Source organism: Actinophytocola sp., assembly GCF_050699935.1.
Classification (GTDB): Bacteria; Actinomycetota; Actinomycetes; order Mycobacteriales; family Pseudonocardiaceae; genus Actinophytocola.
In genome coordinates this window covers 63,143-84,347 of record NZ_JBOHGB010000009.1, presented here as the reverse complement: position 1 = coordinate 84,347, position 21,205 = coordinate 63,143, and the positions used below count along the sequence as shown (strand labels likewise).

The 21,205-nt window shown below is 70.7% G+C and carries 23 protein-coding genes and 2 tRNA genes; 15 read left to right on the top strand and 10 right to left on the bottom strand.

The features are described from left to right. Positions 1–12: 12 nt before the first annotated feature. The gene (locus tag ACRDTB_RS06135) at positions 13–378 is read left to right on the top strand and encodes a hypothetical protein (RefSeq protein WP_431428977.1); all 366 of its coding nucleotides are present in this window, start codon (positions 13–15) and stop codon (positions 376–378) included. Between the two features lie 327 nt (positions 379–705). Here the strand turns inward: ACRDTB_RS06135 and ACRDTB_RS06130 are convergent, their stop codons facing one another. From ACRDTB_RS06130 to ACRDTB_RS06120, 3 genes are read right to left on the bottom strand one after another with little or no spacing between them, the layout of a single operon-like run. After that, a complete protein-coding gene (locus tag ACRDTB_RS06130; protein WP_431428976.1) occupies positions 706–2,286 on the bottom strand; it encodes a glycoside hydrolase family 13 protein in 1,581 nt (526 codons plus the stop codon). A 57-nt stretch (positions 2,287–2,343) separates the two neighbouring features. Further along, positions 2,344–2,757 carry a globin gene (locus ACRDTB_RS06125; protein ID WP_431428975.1) on the bottom strand — a complete coding sequence of 138 codons (414 nt, stop codon included), beginning with the start codon at positions 2,755–2,757 and terminating at the stop codon, positions 2,344–2,346. 28 nt (positions 2,758–2,785) lie between these two features. Beyond that, on the bottom strand, positions 2,786–3,772 hold the full coding sequence (locus ACRDTB_RS06120; protein ID WP_431428974.1) for a mechanosensitive ion channel family protein: 987 nt from the start codon (positions 3,770–3,772) through the stop codon (positions 2,786–2,788). A 129-nt stretch (positions 3,773–3,901) separates the two neighbouring features. On the opposite strand from ACRDTB_RS06120, the gene ACRDTB_RS06115 reads away from it, so the two are divergent. The 3 genes from ACRDTB_RS06115 to ACRDTB_RS06105 all read left to right on the top strand — a co-directional run bounded on the left by ACRDTB_RS06115 (position 3,902) and on the right by ACRDTB_RS06105 (position 5,918). After that, entirely contained in the window at positions 3,902–4,543 is a 642-nt protein-coding gene (locus ACRDTB_RS06115; protein ID WP_431428973.1) for an HNH endonuclease, read from the top strand. A gap of 639 nt (positions 4,544–5,182) precedes the next feature. Continuing rightward, positions 5,183–5,434, top strand: a complete 252-nt coding sequence (gene ctaJ, locus ACRDTB_RS06110; protein WP_431428972.1) for an aa3-type cytochrome oxidase subunit CtaJ — start codon at positions 5,183–5,185, stop codon at positions 5,432–5,434. Then, the gene (locus ACRDTB_RS06105) at positions 5,421–5,918 is read left to right on the top strand and encodes a DUF5130 family protein (protein ID WP_431428971.1); all 498 of its coding nucleotides are present in this window, start codon (positions 5,421–5,423) and stop codon (positions 5,916–5,918) included. The genes ctaJ and ACRDTB_RS06105 overlap by 14 nt, the downstream gene beginning before the upstream one ends. A 107-nt stretch (positions 5,919–6,025) precedes the next feature. On the opposite strand, the gene pepN is transcribed toward ACRDTB_RS06105, so the two are convergent. Next, positions 6,026–8,599 (bottom strand): aminopeptidase N, encoded by a 2,574-nt coding sequence (gene pepN / locus ACRDTB_RS06100; RefSeq protein WP_431428970.1) that lies wholly within the window; start codon positions 8,597–8,599, stop codon positions 6,026–6,028. Positions 8,600–8,728: 129 nt separating this feature from the next. On the opposite strand from pepN, the gene ACRDTB_RS06095 reads away from it, so the two are divergent. Both ACRDTB_RS06095 and ACRDTB_RS06090 read left to right on the top strand, forming a co-directional pair. Continuing rightward, positions 8,729–9,343 carry a DsbA family oxidoreductase gene (locus ACRDTB_RS06095; RefSeq protein ID WP_431428969.1) on the top strand — a complete coding sequence of 205 codons (615 nt, stop codon included), beginning with the start codon at positions 8,729–8,731 and terminating at the stop codon, positions 9,341–9,343. Positions 9,344–9,470: 127 nt separating this feature from the next. Continuing rightward, positions 9,471–10,901 (top strand): aldehyde dehydrogenase family protein, encoded by a 1,431-nt coding sequence (locus tag ACRDTB_RS06090; RefSeq protein WP_431428967.1) that lies wholly within the window; start codon positions 9,471–9,473, stop codon positions 10,899–10,901. Between the two features lie 24 nt (positions 10,902–10,925). On the opposite strand, the gene ACRDTB_RS06085 is transcribed toward ACRDTB_RS06090, so the two are convergent. After that, positions 10,926–11,852 carry a 2-phosphosulfolactate phosphatase gene (locus ACRDTB_RS06085; protein WP_431428966.1) on the bottom strand — a complete coding sequence of 309 codons (927 nt, stop codon included), beginning with the start codon at positions 11,850–11,852 and terminating at the stop codon, positions 10,926–10,928. A gap of 33 nt (positions 11,853–11,885) precedes the next feature. On the opposite strand from ACRDTB_RS06085, the gene ACRDTB_RS06080 reads away from it, so the two are divergent. Continuing rightward, positions 11,886–12,356, top strand: a complete 471-nt coding sequence (locus ACRDTB_RS06080) for a ribose-5-phosphate isomerase (RefSeq protein WP_431428965.1) — start codon at positions 11,886–11,888, stop codon at positions 12,354–12,356. Beyond that, the gene (locus tag ACRDTB_RS06075; RefSeq protein ID WP_431428964.1) at positions 12,356–13,168 is read left to right on the top strand and encodes an Fpg/Nei family DNA glycosylase; all 813 of its coding nucleotides are present in this window, start codon (positions 12,356–12,358) and stop codon (positions 13,166–13,168) included. Before ACRDTB_RS06080 ends, ACRDTB_RS06075 begins: the two co-directional genes overlap by 1 nt. Here ACRDTB_RS06075 and ACRDTB_RS06070 read toward each other — a convergent pair. Further along, complete coding sequence (locus ACRDTB_RS06070; protein WP_431428962.1) at positions 13,165–13,938, bottom strand: hypothetical protein; 774 nt, start codon at positions 13,936–13,938, stop codon at positions 13,165–13,167. The genes ACRDTB_RS06075 and ACRDTB_RS06070 overlap by 4 nt on opposite strands. A gap of 164 nt (positions 13,939–14,102) precedes the next feature. Here ACRDTB_RS06070 and ACRDTB_RS06065 point away from each other — a divergent pair, with 164 nt between their 5' ends. Further along, entirely contained in the window at positions 14,103–14,627 is a 525-nt protein-coding gene (locus ACRDTB_RS06065) for an N-acetyltransferase family protein (RefSeq protein WP_431428961.1), read from the top strand. On the opposite strand, the gene ACRDTB_RS06060 is transcribed toward ACRDTB_RS06065, so the two are convergent. Together ACRDTB_RS06060 and ACRDTB_RS06055 are read right to left on the bottom strand one after the other, a co-directional pair. Beyond that, on the bottom strand, positions 14,624–15,019 hold the full coding sequence (locus ACRDTB_RS06060) for an acyl-CoA thioesterase (protein ID WP_431428960.1): 396 nt from the start codon (positions 15,017–15,019) through the stop codon (positions 14,624–14,626). The two genes, ACRDTB_RS06065 and ACRDTB_RS06060, sit on opposite strands and share 4 nt — an antisense overlap. Beyond that, positions 15,016–15,801, bottom strand: coding sequence for an SDR family NAD(P)-dependent oxidoreductase (locus ACRDTB_RS06055; RefSeq protein WP_431428959.1), 786 nt, complete (start codon positions 15,799–15,801; stop codon positions 15,016–15,018). Before ACRDTB_RS06055 ends, ACRDTB_RS06060 begins: the two co-directional genes overlap by 4 nt. Before the next feature lie 154 nt (positions 15,802–15,955). Between ACRDTB_RS06055 and ACRDTB_RS06050 the strand changes: the two genes are divergently transcribed. Together ACRDTB_RS06050 and ACRDTB_RS06045 are read left to right on the top strand one after the other, a co-directional pair. Beyond that, a complete protein-coding gene (locus tag ACRDTB_RS06050) occupies positions 15,956–16,612 on the top strand; it encodes a DUF6875 domain-containing protein (protein WP_431428958.1) in 657 nt (218 codons plus the stop codon). A 299-nt stretch (positions 16,613–16,911) separates the two neighbouring features. Further along, complete coding sequence (locus ACRDTB_RS06045; RefSeq protein ID WP_431428957.1) at positions 16,912–17,316, top strand: DNA-binding protein; 405 nt, start codon at positions 16,912–16,914, stop codon at positions 17,314–17,316. Between the two features lie 6 nt (positions 17,317–17,322). On the opposite strand, the gene ACRDTB_RS06040 is transcribed toward ACRDTB_RS06045, so the two are convergent. Then, entirely contained in the window at positions 17,323–17,544 is a 222-nt protein-coding gene (locus tag ACRDTB_RS06040; protein WP_431428956.1) for a hypothetical protein, read from the bottom strand. Positions 17,545–17,997: 453 nt separating this feature from the next. After that, positions 17,998–18,071 (bottom strand) — tRNA-Gly (locus ACRDTB_RS06035). 105 nt (positions 18,072–18,176) lie between these two features. On the opposite strand from ACRDTB_RS06035, the gene ACRDTB_RS06030 reads away from it, so the two are divergent. The 4 genes from ACRDTB_RS06030 to ACRDTB_RS06015 all read left to right on the top strand — a co-directional run bounded on the left by ACRDTB_RS06030 (position 18,177) and on the right by ACRDTB_RS06015 (position 21,113). After that, positions 18,177–18,253, top strand: a tRNA-Pro gene (locus ACRDTB_RS06030). A 112-nt stretch (positions 18,254–18,365) separates the two neighbouring features. Continuing rightward, on the top strand, positions 18,366–19,733 hold the full coding sequence (tig, locus tag ACRDTB_RS06025) for a trigger factor (RefSeq protein WP_431428955.1): 1,368 nt from the start codon (positions 18,366–18,368) through the stop codon (positions 19,731–19,733). A gap of 131 nt (positions 19,734–19,864) precedes the next feature. After that, positions 19,865–20,455, top strand: coding sequence for an ATP-dependent Clp protease proteolytic subunit (locus ACRDTB_RS06020; RefSeq protein ID WP_431428989.1), 591 nt, complete (start codon positions 19,865–19,867; stop codon positions 20,453–20,455). Positions 20,456–20,480: 25 nt separating this feature from the next. After that, positions 20,481–21,113 (top strand): ATP-dependent Clp protease proteolytic subunit, encoded by a 633-nt coding sequence (locus tag ACRDTB_RS06015; RefSeq protein ID WP_431428954.1) that lies wholly within the window; start codon positions 20,481–20,483, stop codon positions 21,111–21,113. The last annotated feature ends 92 nt before the right edge of the window (positions 21,114–21,205 follow it).

Here is a 21,205-nt window from a genome sequence, read left to right as displayed (position 1 = left end):
AGTCGGAGGGGCATGAGCGACAGGTACGACCCGGCCGAGCCGGATCCGGCGCGTGGTTTCCTCGACCAGACGGTGCCGCGCGAGGACTACTGGGACGGCCGCGAGCCGGTGGAGGGCCCGGCGCGGCCGCGGCACGTACAGCACCCGACCGAGCCGCAGCCGCTGCCGGACCCGCGCGAGCGCCGCCGGCAGACGATCCGCGGCGCGGCCTGGACCTTCGGTCCGAGCCTCGGCTACCTGGCGGCGACCGCGTTCAGCGACGACTCCGACGAGGCCGCCCCGCCCCCACCGCCGACCCGGGAACCCGAACCGGAACCGGACCTCCAGCCCTTCGACGACCCGAGCACCGGCTTCGGCGAAGCAGGCAGCGGCATCTAGCCACGTACCGGTCTCGCGACTTCAGTGCCTGTGATCGCGAGCATCCCACGTCGAATCCGCGAGTCCCCCGTTCTGGTTCGCGAGTTCCCGTTCCGCCAGGCGCGGTTGTCCACAACCGACTCGCCTGTCCACATGTTGATCTTGTGGTCCGGTTTTGTCGGGGGGTGCCGATAGGCTGGCACGTGAGGGACGCCCCCGGGAATCGGGTGGGGGCTACGTTTCTTACGTTCTGCACGCGCGCGTGCGGGTGGGAGGTTCTTTGGTGCGAGCGTTGCCGGGGTTGAGGTCGCGGGTCCCGGTGTTCTGGGGGCGGGCGGCAGGGCGGGGTCAGGTAAGCCAGGCGGCTGTGTTCGGGGGGAGGTAGTCCTCGTCGAGGGGGCCGCTGGTCAGTAGGACCTCGCCCGGTGGAAGTGGTACCGCCTCGTCCGACGTGTTCAGGGCGCAGACGAGACCGCCTCCCTTGCGACGGAACGCGAAGCAGCCCTCCGGAGCGCCGTACCACTCCAGCGTGCCCCCGGCGAACGCCGGGTGCGTCCGGCGCAGCTCCAGCGCCTCCCGGTACAGCGACAGCGTCGAGTCGGCGTCCTCCAGCTGGCGCTCCACGGTGAGGGCGCCCCACTCCCGCGGCATCGGCAGCCACGTCGTCGTGCCCGGCGAGAACCCGAACGGCGGCAGGTGGCCCTCCCAGGGCAGCGGCACGCGGCAGTTGTCCCGGCCGCGGTCGGTGTGCCCGGACCGCTCCCACACCGGGTCCTGCAGCACCCAGTCCGGCAGCTCGACGTTGGGCAGGCCCAGCTCCGCGCCGTTGTACACGTACACCACGCCCGGCAGCGCCAGCTCAACCAGCGCCATCGCCCGCGCCCCCTGCCGGCCCAGCATCCCGCCGCCGTACCGGGACACCTCGCGCCACACGTCGTGGTTGGACAGCGTCCACGTGGGCGGCGCGCACGCGGCCGCGGCGGTGGCCAGCGACTCCTCGATCGCGATGCGCACCGCGCCGGCGTCGAACGGTGCGAGCACCAGCCGGAAGTTGAAGCCGAGGTGCAGCTCGTCGGGCCGCAGGTACTCGGCGAACCGCTGGTTGTCGGTCACCCACACCTCGCCGACGGTCATGGCGTCCGGGTACTCGTCGACCACCTTGCGGATCATCCGGTGGATGTCGTGCACGCCGTCGTCGTCGAACCGCGGGTCGTAGTACTCGTGGTGGCCGATCACGCTCGCCGCCCGCGGGTCCATGTTCGGCAGTCCGGGCGGCTTGGCCATGCCGTGCGCCACGTCGATGCGGAACCCGTCCACGCCGCGATCCAGCCAGAACCGCAGCGTGTGTTCCAGGTCCGCGCGCACGTCGGGGTGGGCCCAGTTCAGGTCCGGTTGCTGCGGCGAGAACAGGTGCAGGTACCACTGGCCGTTGGGCGCCTGGGTCCACGCCGGCCCGCCGAACACGCTGACCCAGTTGTTCGGCGGCTGCCTCCCGCCGGCCCGGCCGTCGCGGAAGATGTACCGGTCCCGCGCCGACCCGTACGGTCCGGCCGCGAGCGCCTCGGTGAACCACGGGTGCAGGTCGCTGGTGTGGTTGGGCACCAGGTCGATGGTCACCCGCAGGTCGTGGTCGTGGGCGTCGTCGATCAGCCGGTCGAACGCCTCGAGGTCGCCGAAGAGCGGGTCCACGTCGCGCGGGTCGGACACGTCATAGCCGTGGTCGGCCATCGGGGAGCGGTAGAACGGGGTGAGCCACAGCGCGTCCACGCCGAGCAACTCAAGGTAGCCGAGCCGGGAGCGGATTCCGTCGAGGTCGCCGACGCCGTCACCGTTGTGGTCGGCGAAGGACCGCACGTAGACCTGGTAGAAGACCGCGTCGTGCCACCACGCGGTCCCCCGGGCGCCGTCCGAACTCCGCACGAAAGGCATCCTGCCAGCCCGAACCGGTTTCGAGCAGGGCCATGTTTCGTAGACCGAGCGGCGCAGTCACACCCAGCTGTTCATCAGGCTGTTTGCGGCCATCTCGAGGTATGCCCACAGCTGCTCGCGGTGCCTGTCGGACAGGCCCGCCTCGTCGACCGCGATGCGCATGCACCGCAGCCACGCGTCGCGCTCGATCGGGCCGATCTTGAACGGGGCGTGCCGCATCCGCAGCCGGGGGTGGCCGCGTTGGTCGGAGTAGGTGTGCGGACCGCCCCAGTACTGGATCAGGAAGAGCCGCAGCCGCTCCTCGGCCGGGCCCAGGTCCTCCTCCGGGTAGACCGGCCGCAGTACCTCGTCGCCTGCGACCTCGGCATAGAAGCGGGCGATGATGCGGCGGAAAACCTCCTCGCCGCCCACCGCGTCGTAGAAGTTCTCCGCCTGGTCTGCCGTGTTGTCGGGTGTCGCCACGCCTTCCATCCTCGCACTGTCCGTATTCGCGTCGCCGTCACGGTTCGGCCGGCGGGAAGCCCCGCGCGATCGGGCCGCGGATGCCGGCGTCCTCGAACGCTCCCATCACCTTCGCGCGCAGGGACCGCTGCACCGACCACTGGCGGCCGGGCCGTACCTTCACCGTCGCCCGCATCGTGATGCCCTCGCTCGCGGTGACCCGCTCCACGCCCAGCACCTCGGGCGGCTCCAGCAGGTCGTCGGACAGCGGCGGCTCCTCGGCGGCCGCCGCGGTGACCCGCGCGAGGATCTCGGTGGCCTGGCCGACGTCGGCGCCGTAGCCGATCGGCACGTCCACCACGGCCACCGCGAAGCCCTGGCTGGAGTTGCCGACACGGAGGATCTCGCCGTTGCGGACGTACCAGACGGTGCCGTTGACGTCCCGCAGCGTGGTGATCCGCAGCCCGACCGCCTCGACCGTGCCGATGGCCTCGCCGGTGTCCACGACATCGCCGACGCCGTACTGGTCCTCCAGCATCATGAACACGCCGGACAGGAAGTCCTTCACCAGGTTCTGCGCGCCGAACCCGATCGCGACGCCGACGATGCCGGCCGACGCGAGGATCGGCCCCAGGTTCACCCCGAGCTCGCCGAGGATCATCATGAACGCCAGGCCGAACACGATGAACGAGACGATCGACTTGAACACCGAGCCGATGGTCTGCGCGCGTTGGGCGCGGCGTTCGGACAGCAGCGTGCCCAACGCCTGCGGGGCCCGCTCCCGCAACGGGCGCAGCAGGGTGGGGACCCGGCCGCCGGAGGCGCGGGTGAGCCGGTCGATCAGCCGGCGGGCGAGCGAGCGCACGACGAGGGCGCCGAGCACGATGAGCAGGATCGCGGTCGGCTTCGCGATGAGCCAGTGCGACGACGCCGCGAGCCACTCGTTGCCGGTCCAGTTGTAGATCGTGGTGCACCATCCCTCGTCGGACACGCAGTCCGGCGGCTGGAGGGCGAGCGGGTCGACAACGTTCACGGGCCCGACCATATAGGCGGCCTGGCCCGGCCGTTCACCAGATCTTTGTGGACATGAAGACGGACACGTTATCCAACACACGTGCGGAACCGGGGTGATCTGTGGTCTGCTATGCCTGCCGAAACCGGTGGAGGTGGTCGCGTGCCCGACCGACATCCGACTCCGATCGGCGCCGCCCGCGCTGGGTCGGCGCCGCGGACTCAGGCGCGTCCTAGTTCCGGCAAACCGGATCCCGGTTCCGCGGAACGGGCCACCGGGCCGCCCGTCTGGGGGCGGCGTCGGGTGTTGTTGTTGAACACGACCTTCGAGCCACTGACCGCGTTGCCGCTGCGTCGCGCGGTCGTGCTAGTGGTCTGCGGCAAGGCCGAGGTGGTGCACGGCGATCCCAGCGGGCTGGTGCTGCACTCGGCCTCGGACAGCGTCGTGGTCCCGTCGGTGATCCGGCTGAGCTCCTTCGTCCGCGTGCCCTACCGGGCGCGGGTGCCGCTGACCCGGGCCGGCCTCATGCACCGCGACCGCTACCGGTGCGCCTACTGCGGGCACCGCGCGGAGACCATCGACCACGTCGTCCCGCGCAGCCGCAATGGCGAGCACACCTGGCAGAACTGCGTCGCCTGCTGCGTGAAGTGCAACCACCGCAAGGCCGACAAGCTGCTCTCCGAGCTCGGCTGGCGGCTCCGGGTGGTGCCGAGGGCGCCACGCGGGGTGCACTGGCGGCTGCTCGCCGGCCTGGTGGACGCCGACCCACAATGGCTGCCCTACCTGGGGGAGCCCGCCGCCTGATTAGGCAGCGGGCTCCCGTCGTATCGGGGTGTCCGTCAGGAGGCGGTGACGCGCGTGCCCGCCGTGACGCGGGTGCCTCGCGTGACCCTCGTACCGCGCGTGACCCTGGTGCCGGCGGTGACTCGCGTGCCGCGGGTGACCCTCGTGCCCCGCGTGACGCGGGTGCCCGCGGTGACTCGGGTTCCCCTGGTCACACGCGTGCCTCGGGTGACCCTGGTGCCGGCGGTGACTCGCGTGCCACGGGTGACCCTGGTGCCGCGAGTGACGCGGGTGCTCAGGCAGTCCGCGAGCTCGGACTGGTCCAAACGAGTGATGGCCATCAGCGGTGCATTAGTAAAGCTCATGGTCATAGCGGTGCTCCTCGGCGGTGTACGCACGGAGAGTGCGGATGAGGGGTGCGCAAGGGCCGTACGGATGAAAGCTAAGAGCTGGAACTGTAACCGGCAAGACGTCTCCTGTAGCGATGAGCTCGGGGGTGGGGTCTTACGGCCGTTCGCCGGTATGCGTTGGGCCCAATGCCGTAAATCACTCACCGTCGAGCAGCGCACGCCGGCCGCCGGTTTGCGTACTAGGCGCGGCGGCAGGTGACCTTGCGCGCCGGTTGCCGTGACCTCGACGGGGCTGGGTAGTCTGTCGCTCGTGAGCGTCGTGGAGACCATTCTCGTCTACGCGGTGATCCCGCTGGCCATCTATGGCGTGATCGCCCTGCTGACGTTGCGCGACAAGTTCGCGCGGACCCCGAGGTACCGGCCCGGCCAGCCGTGGGACCACCCCGCGGTGTGGTGGACCGCCAACCCGGCGGGCGTGGACGGCCAGTCGGGCGCCGTGCCGACGGGTGGCGCGAAGAGCTCGAAGCGCACGGCCAAGGGAGGCGCTCGTGGCAGCTGGTGAGATCGTCAAGGCCGGCACGCCCGGCCAGGTCATCGACGAGGACCCCGAGCACGGCCACAGCGCGGTCGTCACCACGAGCGGCCGGGTCTCGGTGGCGCAGGAGTACCGGTCCGCCGCGCCCGACCTGCCGTTCAGCTCCGTTCAGCTGGCCCGCCTCGACGAGGCGCTCACGCTGTCCGCGCGCTCGACCGGGCTCGGGTTCAGCGTGTACATCGGAGACCTGGGCGAGGACACCCGCGCCGCGGCCGAGAGCCTGCATGCCGGGTCGGGCGAGCACTCCGCGTCGGCCGTCCTGATCGCCGTGTCGCCCGCGCAGCGCCGCGTCGAGGTCGTCACGGGCGCCGACTCCAGCCGCCGGCTCCCCGACCGCTCCTGCAACCTGGCCGTCATGAGCATGGTCGCCTCGTTCAAGGAGGGCGACCTGATCGGCGGCCTGGTGAGCGGCCTCCGCATGCTCAGCGACCAGGCCGGCAGCAAGCGCTAGCCCGCCTCCCCCTGAGGTCCGACCAACGGAACCTCAGGGGACCGTGACGGCACCCAGCCACAAACAACTGACCATCCGCATGATTCGCCGGAACGCAACGGACACTTTTAATTCCGGGGAGGCGGACTGTCGAAGTCGCGGGCGGCTAGGGCGCGCACGATGCCGGCCCGGCCCTCGGACACGAGCCGGCGCAGGGCCGGCGGGTGGCTCTCGTCGGCGAGCCACGCGTCGGCGGCCTCGACCGTGGCGGCCGCCACCGACCACGACGGGAACAGGCCCGTGGCCACCGGCTGCGCCCGCTCGCTGGAGCGCCGCTGCCACACGCCGGCCACGTCCGCGAAGTACCTCGCCACATAGGGAACCAGCAGCTCCCGCTGGGCTGGGTGCGAGAAGCCCGCGATGATCGACTCGTGGATCGCGTTCGGCAGCTCGTCGTCGTGCACCGCGCGCCGCCACGCGTCGGCCTTGGCCTCCTCGGTCGGCCGCAGCGCCCGCGCCCGCTCCGCCTGCCGGTTGCCGGTTGCCGTCCGGTCCGCGGTCAGCGCCTCGTCGATCTCGTGCTCGGATGCCACCCCGTGCGCGACGAGCGCCTGCAGCAGCCGCCACCGCAGGTCGGTGTCCACGACCAGCCCCGCCAGCGGCGCCGACTCGTCCAGCCAGCCGCGCACGACCGCCACCTGGTCCTCCTCGAGCACCGAGCCGGCCAGCGCGTTGACCAGCGCCAGCTGGTGGTCCGAGCCCGGCTCGACCGACCCCGCCAGCTCCATCAGCCGGTCGGTGAAGGTCCGCCAGCCCCGTGGCGCCCACGCCGGGTCCGCGTACGAGGCGATCGCCGTCTGGGCCTGCAGCAGCAGCCGCTGTACGACGCCGACCTCCGTCTCCGCCGGCAATCCGTGGCACACCAGCGTGACGAAGTCGCGGGCCTTCAGCTCGGCCTCCCGCGTCATCTCCCACGCGGCCGACCAGCACAGCGTCCGTGGCAGCGGCTCGGTGATGTCGCCGATCCGGTCGATCAGCGTGGTCAGCGAGTCCGGGTCCAGCCGCATCGTGCAGTAGCTGAGGTCGTCGTCGTTGATCAGCACGAGCTTGCCGCGCGGCACGCCGATCAGGTCCGCCACCTCGGTCCGCTCGCCCACGACGTCGATCTCGGTGCGATGCGTGCGCACCAGCCTGCCGTCCCGGTCGTCGTACACGCCGACGGCCACCCGGTGCGTGCGCACCTCGCCCGCGCCCGGCTTGGCTCCGCCCTGGTTGATGGCGAACGACGTGAACCGGCCCTCGGCGTCGACCTCGAACGCGGGCCGCAGCGCGTTCAGGCCGGTCGTCTCCAGCCACTGCGCGCTCCACCAGGACAAGTCCCGCCCGGACGCCTCCTCGAGCGCCGCCAGCAGGTCGGCCAGGGTCGCGTTGCCCCACGCGTGCTTGGCGAAGTACACCCGCAGGCCGGACAGGAAGTACTCCTGGCCCACGTAGGCGACGAGCTGCTTGAGCACGCTCGCGCCCTTGGCGTAGGTGATGCCGTCGAAGTTGACCTCGACCGCCTGCAGGTCCGGGATGTCCGCGGCCACCGGGTGCGTGGAGGGCAGCTGGTCCTGCCGGTACGCCCACGACTTCTCGATGTTCGCGAAGCTCGTCCAGGCGTGCTCGTACTCGGTCGCCTCGGACTGGCACAGCACGCTGGCGAACGTCGCGAACGACTCGTTCAGCCACAGGTCGTCCCACCAGCGCATGGTCACGAGGTCGCCGAACCACATGTGCGCCAGCTCGTGCAGCACGGTCTCGCAGCGCCGCTCGTAGGCGTAGCGGGTGACGCGGCTGCGGAAGACGTAGTCCTCGAGGAACGTCACGCAGCCCGCGTTCTCCATCGCGCCCGCGTTGAACTCCGGCACGAAGCACTGGTCGTACTTGCCGAACGGGTAGGGCACGCCGAAGCTGCGGTGGTAGAACTCGAAGCCCTGCTTGGTCTCGGTGAACAGCCGCTCGGCGTCCATGTGCTCGGCGAGCGACGCGCGGCAGTACAGCCCGAGCGGGACGGTCGCGGCGTCGTCGTGGTACTCGTCGCGCCACTCGGCATACGGCCCGGCCACGAGCGCGACCAGATAGGTCGACATCCGCTCGGTCGTCTCGAACGTGTGCCGCACCGCACCGTCCACAATAGACTCGGCAATCGCCGGGCGCCCGTTGGAGATCACCTTCCACGACTCGGGGGCGAGCACCGTGAGCCGGTAGGTGGCCTTGAGGTCGGGCTGGTCGAAGCAGGCGAACATCCGCTTGGCGTCGGCCGGCTCGAACTGCGTGTACAGGTAGACGCCCTTGTCCACGGGGTCGACGAACCGGTGCAGGCCCTCGCCGGAGTTCATGTAGCGGCAGGTCGCCCGGACCGTCAGGGTGTTGTGCTCGGCGAGCGAGGGGAGGGCCAGGCCGTCCTCCTCGCGGTAGCCGGACACGTCCAGCGGCGTGCCGTTCAGCTCGGCGGACTCGACGGACTCGGAGACCAGGTCGATCCAGCTGTCCACGCCCACCTCGCGGCTCGCGAAGGACACCGTGGTGACCGAGGAGAAGGTGCTCTCACCCGGCTGGCCTTGGCCGTTCGTGAGGTCCAGCTCGATGTCGTAGGACCGCACCTCGAGCAGCGCCGCGCGTCCCTGCGCATCGTCGCGGGTCAGGTTGGGTGGAGCCACTGGTCACCTCATGTCGCGTATGGAAGCTGTCGTACATCACGTCGCATCCAAGCACCCCTGCCGTTAGTGTCGCCCGCCAGACGGGTGAGAACGGGAAGAAAGTTCGGTACCGAGGAGGTTGTTGCAGACATGACCGCAGCCACGAAGACCAAGGTCGACTTCTACTTCGATCCGGTGTGCCCGTTCGCATGGATCTCGTCGCGATGGATGCTCGAGGTCGAGAAGCATCGGGACGTCGAGCTGAGGTTCCGCGTGATGAGCCTCTCGGTGCTCAACGAGGGACGGGACCTGCCCGAGGACTACAAGAAGGGCATGGAGCAGGCGTGGGGCCCGGTGCGCGTGCTGATCGCCGCCGCCGAGGCACACGGCGAGGAGGTGCTGCGCGACCTCTACACCGCCATGGGGACCCGCATCCACAACAAGCGGCACACCGACCGCGACGCCATCATCCGGGAGGCGCTCGCGGAGGTGGGCCTGCCCGCCGAGCTGGCCGAGGCCGCGACGAGCACCCAGTACGACGACGCCCTGCGCAAGAGCCACCACGAGGGCATGGACCCGGTCGGCCTGGACGTCGGCACGCCCACGATCCACGTCGACGGTGTCGCGTTCTTCGGCCCGGTGCTCAACTCGATCCCGCGCGGCGAGGACGCGGTGAAGATCTTCGACGGCGCCGTCGCGCTCGCGAGCTTCCCGAACTTCTTCGAACTCAAGCGCACCCGCACCGGAGAACTCAGCTTCGACTGACGAACACAGTTCGAAGGCAGGCGCGAGCGGGCTCACGGCACGAGTTGAGCTTCGAACCGTGTTCGGTCTCCGCGTATGTGACAGGCTGGAGGCCGACCCCGTCTTCAGCGTCACATCCGGAGGACACATGGCCGCGCCGACCCAGGTTCGCACCGCCCACTTCATCGCCGGCGAGTTCGTCGGTGACGTCGGTGCCGGAGAGCGGATCGACGTCGTGAACCCGGCGACCGAGGAGGTCATCGCGTCGGTGCCGGCGGGCACCCCGGGCGACGCCGACGCCGCGGTGCGGGCCGCGGCAGCCGCGTTCCCCGGCTGGGCCGCGACGCCGCTCGCGGACCGGGTCGCCGCCGTCCGCCGCATCAACGACGGGCTGAAGTCCCGCGCGAGCGAGCTCGCCGCGACGATCACCGCCGAGGTCGGCTCACCGATCGGGTTCGCCACGAAGGTTCAGGTGCCCAACCCGATCGGCATCACCGACGGCGTGCTGGCCGAGATCGAGGCGGGCGCGCTGGAGCCGGTGACGGTCGGCAACTCGACGGTCGTGCGCGAGCCGGTCGGGGTGGTCGCCGCGATCACGCCGTGGAACTTCCCATTGCAGCAGATGGTCGCCAAGGTGACCCCGGCGCTGGCGGCCGGCGACACGGTGGTGCTCAAGCCGAGCGAGGTGGCGCCGCTGACCGCGGGACTGCTCGCGGAGATCGTCGCCGGCGCGGGCCTGCCGGCGGGCGTGTTCAACCTGGTGCACGGCACCGGTCCGGTCGTCGGCGAGGCGCTGGCCGCGCACCCGCTGGTCGACATGGTGTCGTTCACCGGGTCCACGCGAGCCGGCCGCCGGGTGGCCGCGGTGGGCGCGGAGACGATCAAGAAGGTGGCGCTGGAGCTTGGCGGCAAGTCCGCGTCGGTGGTCCTCGACGACGCCGACCTGGTGCGCGCGGCCAAGATCACCGTCGCGAACTGCTTCATGAACAACGGGCAGGCGTGCAGCGCGCTGACCCGGCTGCTGGTGCCGGCGGACCGGCACGACGAGGTTGTCGAGGCCGCGGCCGCGGCGGCGTCGAAGTACGTGCCGGGCGACCCCACGCTGGAGACGACCCGGATCGGCCCGGCGGTGTCCGCGGCGCAGCGCGACCGGGTGGTCGGCTACATCCACCGGGGCGTCGAGGAGGGCGCGACGCTCGCGCTCGGCGGCCCGGAGCCGGTCGACGGTCCCGGCTACTTCGTGCGTCCGACGGTGTTCGGCGGCGTGCGCGAGGACATGACGATCGCGCAGGAGGAGATCTTCGGCCCGGTGCTGTCGATCCTGTCCTATGTGGACGACGAGGACGCGGTGCGGATCGCGAACGGCACCCAGTACGGCCTCGCGGCGGGTGTCTTCGGCGGCGACGCCGACCGGGCGTACGCGGTGGCCGGCCGGCTGCGGGCGGGTCAGGTGGACGTGAACGGCGGGCTGTTCAACACGAAGGCGCCGTTCGGTGGCGTCAAGCAGTCGGGCAACGGCCGGGAGTTCGGACGGTACGGCCTGGAGGAGTTCACGGAGCTCAAGTCGATCCAGCGCTGAGCTCCTCGCGCTGGGCACCTTCGCTCAGCGCGCTACCAGGACGCCGTCGGTGAGCAGGGGAACGACGGAGCTGGCGTCGACCTGAGCGGCGAGGCGGACGTCCTCTGCCACCCCCGCCGCGATCAACTCCAACCCCGACACCGAGGTGGCGAGCAACTCCCCGACCCGCCCGGCCACGGCCCGGTAGGTCACCGCCGCCACCTCTGCCTCCGCCGACACCTGCCACGGCCGCGCTCCCGCCCTCGCCGGTACCGCCGCGGCGCTGGTCTCGCCCCGCGTGCCCGCTCCCGCACCGGTCCCGCGCCGCAGGCGGATGATCGCGTCCGCGATCGCCCCGGCGCCCAGGATCTCCTCGATCCCCGGCCGAAGGCGCCTATCCGGGGTGTCCCGCCACCGCTCGCCGACCGGCACGATGCCGATCGGGGCGTCGCCGGCGCTCTGCACCGCCGCGGCGGCGACCGCCGAGGCGTTCCGCAGGCACCCGGCCAGCACCGTGGCACCGGTCGAGGCCGCCGCGGCGCACAGGGTGGCCCCGTTCGGTGACGAGATCGCCAGGAACGTCCCCGCCGGCAACTCGACCAGCGACGACGGCCGCAACGTCCACTCCCGCGCCGCCCCGTCCGCGACCGGCGTCGACCAACCGCCGACCCGTCCACCCCGCTCGTCCACGTGCCGGTCCGCCGGTCCGTCGGCTGGCGTGTGGCCCTCGATCGACGTGAGGCCGCTGTGCGTCAGCACCGCCCCCGCCGCCCGTGCCGCCTCGGCCGCTCGTTCGTCGCGCCAGGGCAGGGGCAGCACCCGGCCGCCGCGGCCCAGGGCGATGTCGACCGTCGTGGAGAACACCAGCACGTCGACGACGATCAGCACCGCGCAGTGTGGGCCCAGCGCCGCCACACCGTCGCGGTCCCACTCCAGTCGCAGGTCGAAGGTGTCCTGTGCGTACACGGTCACCGGACGATCTTGCCACGCTGGCAGAATGCCGTCGTGCGCGTTTACCTGGGATCCGATCATGCGGGCTTCGAGCTGAAGGCACACCTCGCCGAGCACCTCACGTCGGCCGGTCACGAGGTGATCGACGTCGGCCCCGCGGCCTACGACGCCGACGACGACTACCCGCCCTACTGCGTCGAGACGGCACGCCGCGTGGTCGCGGATCCCGGCAGCCTCGGCGTGGTCATCGGCGGCTCCGGGAACGGCGAGCAGATCGCGGCCAACAAGGTCGCCGGCTGCCGCGCCGCGCTCGCCTACAACGTCGAGACCGCCACGCTCGCCCGCGAGCACAACGACGCCCAGGTCGTCGGCATCGGCGCGCGCATGCACAGCCCGGGCGAGGCGGTCGAGATCGTCAGCACGTTCCTCGCCACCCCGTTCTCCGGCAACGAGAGGCACGCCCGGCGGATCCGCATGCTCGACGAGTACGAGCGCACCGGCGAGCCACCGAGGCTGCCCGGCTAGTGCCAGAAGGACACACGCTGCACCGGCTCGCCCGGCTGCACAAGAAGCTCTTCACCGGCCGGCCGGTCGAGGTCACCAGCCCGCAGGGTCGCTTCACGACCGCCGCGTCCGTTGTGGACGGTCGAGTGCTGCGCCGGGCCGAGGCGTACGGCAAGCATCTCTTCCACGTATACGGCCCGGACGCGATCGTCCATGTCCACCTCGGACTGATCGGCACGTTCCGCGAGCAGCCGCTGCCCGTCACGACGCCGGTCGGCCAGGTGCGGATGCGGATGGTCGGCGAGACGCACTTCACCGACCTGCGCGGGCCGACGATCTGCGACCTCGTCGACACCGCGCGGATGAACGACGTGCTGGCCAGGCTCGGGCCGGACCCGTTACGCCGCACCGCGGATCCAGACCGCGCCTGGGCACGGCTGTCCCGCTCGCGGCTGCCGATCGCCGTCCTCCTGCTCGACCAGGGCGTGCTCGCCGGCGTCGGGAACGTCTATCGCGCCGAGGTCCTGTTCCGGCACGGGGTCGACCCGATGCTGCCCGGCAAGCGGCTCGACCGTGCACTGTGGACGGACATGTGGGCGGACCTCGTCGTCCTGATGCGTAAGGGGGTGCGCACCGGCCGGATCGACACGGTCCGCGACGAGCACCTGCCCGAGGTCACCGGCCGCCCGCCACGCCAGGACCGGCACGGCGGCGAGGTCTACGTCTACCGCCGGCACGGCCTGCCCTGCCTGCTGTGCGGCACCGAGGTCGCGACCACCGAGCTCGCCGGCCGCAACCTCTACTGGTGCCCCACGTGCCAGGCGCCCGGCTAGAAGCCGCCGAAGTCCCCGCCGAAGCCACCCATGTCGCCACCGAAGTCGCCACCCATGTCGCCGCCCATGTCGCCGCCGTCACCAGCGTCACCGGCGTCGCCGCCCTCCATGGCTTCCTGCTGGCCCGCGTCGTAGCCGGCCTCCCAGGCGGCCGCGTCCGGGATGCCGTACATGCCGGAGAACATGGCGCTGAACAGGAACATCGACCCGACACCCCACGCGCCGGCGACCAGGGCGGGGCGCCACCACGGCTCGCTGTACCAGCCCTGCGGCACCGGCCGCCCGGCCACGCGGCCGCCGGGGTAGTAGTGCGTCGTGCGGTCGCCCGGTTCCGGCGAGGCCTCGTAGTCGTGGCCCTCGACGGTGACGCGGCGGTCCTCGCTGACCTTGCCGGCGCGCTCCCGCTCGGGGTCGGCCGGCAGCTCCGGACCCGGGTCCAGGTCCATCGCGGTGCGCGCCGCGCGTACGTAGTAGAGGCCCTCCAGCGCGGTCTTCGTGACCAGGCGGCACTGCTCGGCCGTGTTCGCCTGCTCCATCTGCGAGCCCGCGGCGGTGTAGCGCTCCGAGGCGTCGGCCAGCGCCTGCTTGGACGCCTCGTCGGTGCCGATCAGGTTCATCACCTGGCCACCGAGCCGCTCGACCCAGCGGCGGGCCTCGGCCTTCGCGTCCTCCAGCTGCTGCTGCCTGGCATTGGCCTGGTTCCGCGCGAACGTCGTGCCGAGCACGACCACGGCCAGGATCAACACGATGATCACGATGACGGTGACCATGGCACCCCTTCCGAAATACACCTTTCGTCACGACAACGGGCACGCTACGCCGGGAGTTCCTGGCTGGGGAAGCGAACCACGCCCGTCCAGGCGCGAATGGTTCCACTGTGACACTGCGCCGACAGGTGGTCACTCACCGGTAGACAACCGTATTCTTGTCCCCCATGAGGGTGGACCTGCCGGTGCTGGTGCGCGAGGCCACCGCGGCGGACGCGGCGTCGATCGGAGAGGTGCACGCGGAGGCGTTCCGGGTGGCGCACCGCGACCTGTTCGAGGCGGACTGGCTGCGCACGCTCGTCGAGCAGCGGCGCACCCTGTGGTCACACCGGATGGTCGGCCGAGCACACGCGCGGAACACGGTGCTGGTCGCCGAGCGCGGGAGCAACGTCGTCGCGTTCGTCCATTTCGGTCCGCACAGCGAAGGCTCGCCGGACGGGGAGATCTTCGACTGCTTCGCGCATCCCGACGTGTGGGGTCGCCGGGTGGCGGCGGCGGTGCTGGACAAGGCGTGGGAGTTGTTGCGGGAGGCCAGGTTCCGGCGCGTTCGCCTGTGGACGATGGCCGGCGCGAACCGGGCGCGGCACTTCTACGAGTCGTTCGGGTTCACCGAGACCGGCCACACCCGGGAGCGCGACTTCGGGGACGGCCGGCCGGTGCTGGAGGTCGAGTACGCGCGCCGGGCCCGCTAGCTCGACAGCGCCGTGCGGAAGTCGTCGGGCATCGGCGTCTTCTTCAGGGTCTTCGGGTCGACCCACACGTGCCGCACCTCACCGTCCGCGATCAGCCGCTCGCCCACGCGGAAGACGGGCCGCACGATCATGCTCGTGGTACCGAGGTGCTCGATCGGCATCTCGATGTCGAGCTCCTCGTCGAAACGCGCGCCCTCGGCGAACCGCAGCCGTGCCTCGGCCACGACGATGTCGTACCCGCGGTCGACGATCTGCTGGTACGGCCCGATCCTCGCGCGGAAGAGCTCGGTGATCGCGACGTCGTAGAAGAACAGGTACTGCCCGTTGAACACGACGCCCTGCTGGTCGCACTCGCTGTAGCGCACCCGTAGCCGGTGAACGAACGGGCTCATCGGTTGCCCGCGTGCCCGTCGGCGAGCTGGCGCGCGACTCGTTCCGTGCCCCCGAACCGGCCCAGCTTCGCGGCCGTCTGCGGGGCGACGAGGCTGAGCCAGGCGCCCGCGCGGATGACCGGGGCCGCGACGTCGACCTCCGCGCGGTTCGCGCGGATCGCGCGCACCACCCCGTCCGCGACGTCGTCCGGGGTGCGCGCCCGCACACCCGCGGGCAGCTCGCCGCCGCCTTTGTGGAACATGCCGGCGTCGGAGATCGGCCCGGGGTTGACGCAGCTGACGCCGACGCCATGCGGCTCCCAGTCCTGGCGGAGCGCGAGCGCGAACCCCCGCAGGCCGAACTTGGTCGCGTTGTAGAGCGAGCTGACGGGCGTGGCCGACTTCCCGGAGATCGAGGACATGAGGACGATGTGCCCCTGTCCACGGGCGAGCATCCGTTCGCCGAGGCTGCGCGCGAGGTGTATCGGTGCGCGGAGGTTGACGGCGAGCACTCGGTCGATCTCGTCGGCGGAGTACGACTCGAGCTCGCCGACCCCGGGCAGGCCCGCGTTGGCCACGAGCACGTCGACGTCGATGTCCGCGACGCGTGCGACGTCGTCCGCGTCGGACAGGTCCGCGACGACCGCCGTGGCACCAACCTCGGCGGCGACAGGCTCGAGCACGTCCGCGCGGCGGCCGGTCAGGGTCAGCGTGGCGCCCTCGGCACGCAACCGCCGGGCGATGGCCTGGCCCAGCCCGCCGGTCGCACCCGTGAGCAGGACGGACTTCCCGAGAATCTCCATGTGGCCCGAGTCTAGTTCGCCGTGGATCGTTGCCCTATGAGCAACGTCCGACGTTCAGACCTAACGGGACGGCCGACGGCGTGGTATGCCCGGGGTTGCGGCGGTGTCGAGCGGCCCGCCGAGCGCGAGGTCGTCGAGCGAGTGGAGGGGCGCCGTGACCGAGGACCCGTTGCGGATGTACAGCGTGCACGAGGTGCTGGAGCGCGCGGACACGATGCCGGACCTGGTGGCCGCGCTGACGTGGACGCAGGTGTACCTGACCCGGCCGCACCCGGAGATGGGCAGACCAGGGGCGGTGTGCCCGTACGTCCGCGGCGCACTGGACGCCGACACGTTGTGGTTCGGCCAGGTGCGGACCGCCGAGCCGACCGAGGAGGCCGTCGCCGCGGGTCTCGACGCCTTCCGGGCGCCGTTCGTGGCGCGGCAGCCGCACACGAGGTCGACCGGGTCGCAGAAGGCGCTCGTGGTGACGTTCCCGAACCTGCCGGAGGAGAAGACGTGCGAGCTTCTCGGGGACGTGGCGCGGCGGGTCAAGCTGGAGTTCGTGGAGGACGGGCTGCTGCCCGGGCCCGCGTATCCCGGCAACTCCACGCCCAGCGCGCACTCGGCGTTCCCGTCGATGGCGAGCCCGGTACCGCTCGTGGCGATCCGGATGTTGTTCGACACGGACCTCAATTTCCTGAACCGCCCGTACGACCCGCCGGAGCTGCGTGCCCGGTTCGTGTCGTCGTTCCTGCGCCACGTCGGTCCGGAGCTGTCCGCCGCCCGCCGCGTCGCCGCGGAGTCCGCCCTGGCAAGCCTGACGCGGTGACCGAGAGCCTTCGGGTCCAGACCGTCGACCGCCTCGTCACGACCTGGCCGACGCGCGGAGTCTGAAGTAGACGATGGCGTGCGCGTTGTCGGAGGCGGACTTTTCCGGCCCGGGGCGCGCTCTTGCGCGCTCGCGGAGCGCAGTTCCGTCCAAAAAGGACATCCGTTCGGCAGTCGCAGGCGCTGGCCGAGGTCCGTCGCCACCTCCAGCCGGACCGCACGTGGCCGCCTTCCACCGTTCGAGCCACCGACACGTGTGTAGCATTTATGCTACGCTGCTGGGCGAGGAGGTGGAGTGCCATGTCGACTGCTCCGACCACGTACTGGGACGACCTGGTCGAGGATTTGCAGGACCCCGAGTTCCTGCGCGCGTACCTCACGGAGAGCCTCCGGGTCGAGACGGTCGACCGCCTCGTCAACGACCTCGACGACGCCCGGATGGCCCTGGGGCTGTCCAAGGCCGAGCTGGCGCGTGCGATCAGTGCGGAGCCGGCCGTGATTCGTCGCCTGCTGTCGCCTGGGCACCGCAACCCCACGATCGGCACGGTGGCCGAGGTGGCGGCCGCGCTCGGGCTGAGGGTGGCACTGGTTCCGATGGCCGACGACGAACGCGAGCGGGTGGCGGAGACGCTCCGCTCGGGCACGGCGAAGGAGCCGGAGAAGTTGGCGCGAGAGATCGATGGCAAGCGCCCGGTTGGCGTCTGAGCGGCCTCAGGAGATGGAGCGCGGGTTCCGCTTCCGGTACTCCTCACCCAGTGCGCGCACGGCGGCGTAGTCGGCCTGGCTCAGCTCGGTCCGAAACGGCTTGTCGCGGCCGTCGATGACGACGAGCAGTGGCTTGTCCTGGCCTTCGGCTTCGTAGTCGAGGAGGCAGAAGAGCCGGTAATGGCGCCGGCCTGGGCCGCCCTTCCGGACCTCGAACCATCCGGTCATGTCGCCGTGCATCGCCTCCCACGCGCCACCCCCCGACGAACCGCTTCGGAGGAGCCGCCGCGACGGCGTTGAGTACGGCGTTGAACTTGGCGCGCACGCCGAGTGGGCACGCCTTGCGGAGGAATTCCCGCCCTGGCGCTGTCTCGGCGGGATCGTCTTCCGGATGGCGCTTGAAGTACACGATGGCGTGCGCGTCGTCCGAGGACGGGCCTTTCCGGACCTGAGGCCGTGAGGCCCGCCGGCTCTTACGAGAAGGCACGCGGCCACCCTACGGATCCCGTGACACAGACGGCCTGTCGGGCGATGTGTGATGCTGCGTGGGGATGATCCTTCGCGCCACCACCGACGGCGCTTCGGATCACGGCATCGTCGAGATCCGCACGCGGCGAGGGAACGACAAGAATTGATGTCCATGTGGGACGGTCCGCAATGGCTTGACCTGCGGGGGAGGAGTGGAGCGGGTGACGGGAATCGAACCCGCATGACCAGCTTGGAAGGCTGGGGCTCTGCCATTGAGCTACACCCGCGGTGGCGCCTGCCGAAACAGCCTAGCGCGCCGCGATACGCTGTCGTGGCATCCCCTGGACTGGAGGTTCGGCCGGAGGCCGGGCTGGCATAGGACATGTGGGGAGCGGGCTGTAGCGCAGTTTGGTAGCGCATCCGCTTTGGGAGCGGAGGGTCGCAGGTTCAAATCCTGTCAGCCCGACCACCGAGGCGTGCCCCCGCGCGCCCGGGACCTGGCGAGTTCCATAGACTCGCGAGCGACCCCGCGGCGCGGTCTGCCGTGGGCGTGTCAGTCACACCAGCCCTAGGAGATCACGTTGAAGAGCACCGTCGAGCACCTGAGCCCCACGCGGGTCCGGATCAACGTCGAGGTGTCGTTCGACGAGCTCCGGCCGAACTTCGACCGCGCCTACCGCAAGATCGCGAACCAGGTGCGCATCCCGGGCTTTCGGCCCGGCAAGGCGCCCGCTCGCGTCATCGAGCAGCGCATCGGGCGCGCGCCCATCCTCGACGAGGTCGTCAACGAGGCGATCCCGGCCAAGTACTCCGAAGCCGTCACCGAGGGGGAGGTCCGGGTCCTCGGCCGCCCCGAGATCGAGGTCACCAAGCTGGAGGACCGGGAGACCTTGGAGTTCACCGCCGAAGTCGATGTCCGCCCCGACATCGCGGTCCCCGCGTTCGGCGAGCTCGCCGTCACGGTGGACGACGTCGAGCTCACCGACGACGAAGTCGACGAGCAGCTCGACGAGCTGCGGGCCCGCTTCGGCACGCTGACCGGGGTCGACCGGCCCGCCGAGAACGGGGACTTCGTCTCCATCGACCTGAGTGCCACGGTCGACGGCGAGGAGGTCGAGGAGGCCAACACCTCCGGCCTGTCCTACGAGGTCGGCTCCGGCGAGATGATCGAGGGCATCGACGAGGCGATCATCGGCGCCTCGGCCGGCGAGTCGAAGACCTTCACCACCAAGCTGGTCGCCGGCGAGCACGCGGGCCGCGACGCGGAGGTCACCGTCACGGTGAACACCGTCAAGGTCCGCGAGCTGCCCGAGCCGGACGACGAGTTCGCCGGGCTGGCCAGCGAGTTCGACACGATCGACGAGCTGCGCGGCGACCTGCGCGAGCGCCTCTCCCGCGTGAAGCGGATGCAGCAGGGCGTCCAGGCCCGCGACAAGGTCCTCGAAGCCCTCCTCGAGGTCACCGACGTCCCGCTGCCCGACAGCGTCGTCGACTCCGAGGTCGAGGTCCGCGAGCACGACGCGGTGCACTCCTTCGACCACGACGACGCCCGCCTCGAGGAGTTCCTCACCTCCCAGGGCAAGACCCGCGAGGAGTTCGACGCCGAGGTCCGCGAGGACGCCGAGAAGGCCGTCAAGACCCAGCTGGTCCTCGACTCGATCGCCGACGCGGAGAACGTCAACGTCGACGACAACGAGCTCACCGAGCGGATCATCTACCAGGCCCAGCGCTTCGGCATCAGCCCGGACGAGTACGTCCAGCGCGCCCAGCAGTCCGGCCAGCTCGGCGCGATCTTCGCCGACGTCCGGCGCGGCAAGGCACTCGCCTCGGTCGTGCGCCTGGCCACGGTCACCGACGCGTCGGGCAACACGGTGGACCTCGAGGAGCTGTTCGCCCCGCGGTCGGAGCAGGCCGCGGAGGAGCCCGCTTCCGCGAATGCGGACCAGTGACGCTCTGAGCGAACTCGAGCCGTCCAGGGCATGTCGTCATGCCCACCTTCGTTAATGTCGAACGTGAGACAGACCAAGGTCATAACCAGCGAAAGCAGGCAGACGTGACGCAACCACTGCGGACGACGCCCATGATGCGGTCGACGACCGCAGGGCTCACCCTGAACGACTCGGTGTACGAGCGGCTGCTCCGGGAGCGCATCGTGTTCCTCGGGTCGGAGGTGGACGACGACATCGCGAACCGGATCACCGCCCAGCTGCTGCTGCTGGCCGCGGAGGACCAGGAGAAGGAGATCACCTTCTACATCAACTCGCCGGGCGGCTCGGTCACCGCGGGCCTGGCGATCTACGACACGATGCAGCTCATCGAGCCGGACGTGGCGACCTGGGCGATGGGCATGGCCGCCTCGATGGGCCAGTTCCTGCTCTCGTCCGGCACCCCCGGCAAGCGCTACGCCCTGCCGCACGCGCGAATCATGATGCACCAGCCCTCCGGCGGTGTCGGCGGCACCGCGTCCGACATCGCCATCCGCGCCGAGATCCTCGGCAAGTGGAAGCGGGAGATGGCCGAGATCACCGCCGAGCAGACCGGGCAGAGCGTCGAGCGGATCACCACCGACGCCGACCGCGACCGCTGGTTCACCGCGGACGAGGCCCGCGAGTACGGCTTCGTCGACCACGTGGTCACCCGGGTGCAGTCCAACAACGGCAGCCGTGGCTGAGCGCCAGACCTAGGAGACTTGAGAAGTGAGCGACCTTTACGCGCCCCAGTCCCGGTACGTGCTGCCCTCCTTCGTGGAGCGGACCAGCTACGGGGTCAAGGAGTCCAACCCCTACAACAAGCTGTTCGAAGAGCGGATCATCTTCGTCGGTGTGCAGATCGACGACGCGTCGGCGAACGACGTGATGGCGCAGCTGCTCTACCTGGAGTCGGTCGACCCGGACCGCGACATCATCATGTACATCAACTCCCCGGGCGGCTCCTTCACCTCGCTGATGGCGATCTACGACACCATGCAGTTCGCCCGTCCCGACGTGCAGACCTACTGCCTGGGCCAGGCGGCCTCGGCGGCGGCCGTGCTGCTCGCGGCCGGCACCCCGGGCAAGCGCTACGCCCTGCCCAACGCCCGAGTGCTGATCCACCAGCCCGCGATGGAGGGCGTCTACGGCCAGGTGTCGGATCTGGAGATCCAGGCCAACGAGATCCAGCGGGTCCGCCGGCTGATGGAGTCGACCCTGGCGCGGCACACGACCAAGTCGGCCGACGACATTCGAGCCGACATCGAGCGCGACAAGATTCTCACTGCCGACGAGGCGAAGGACTACGGCATCGTCGACGAGGTGTTGTCGTACCGGAAGCTCTCCGCGACCAGGCCGTGAGGCGTCGTCCGAACCCTGATCGGAGGGCGGTCACGGCCCCGTGCGGGCGGGGCACCTGATCGGCCGAATCCGACAACTCGATGGGTAGGTTC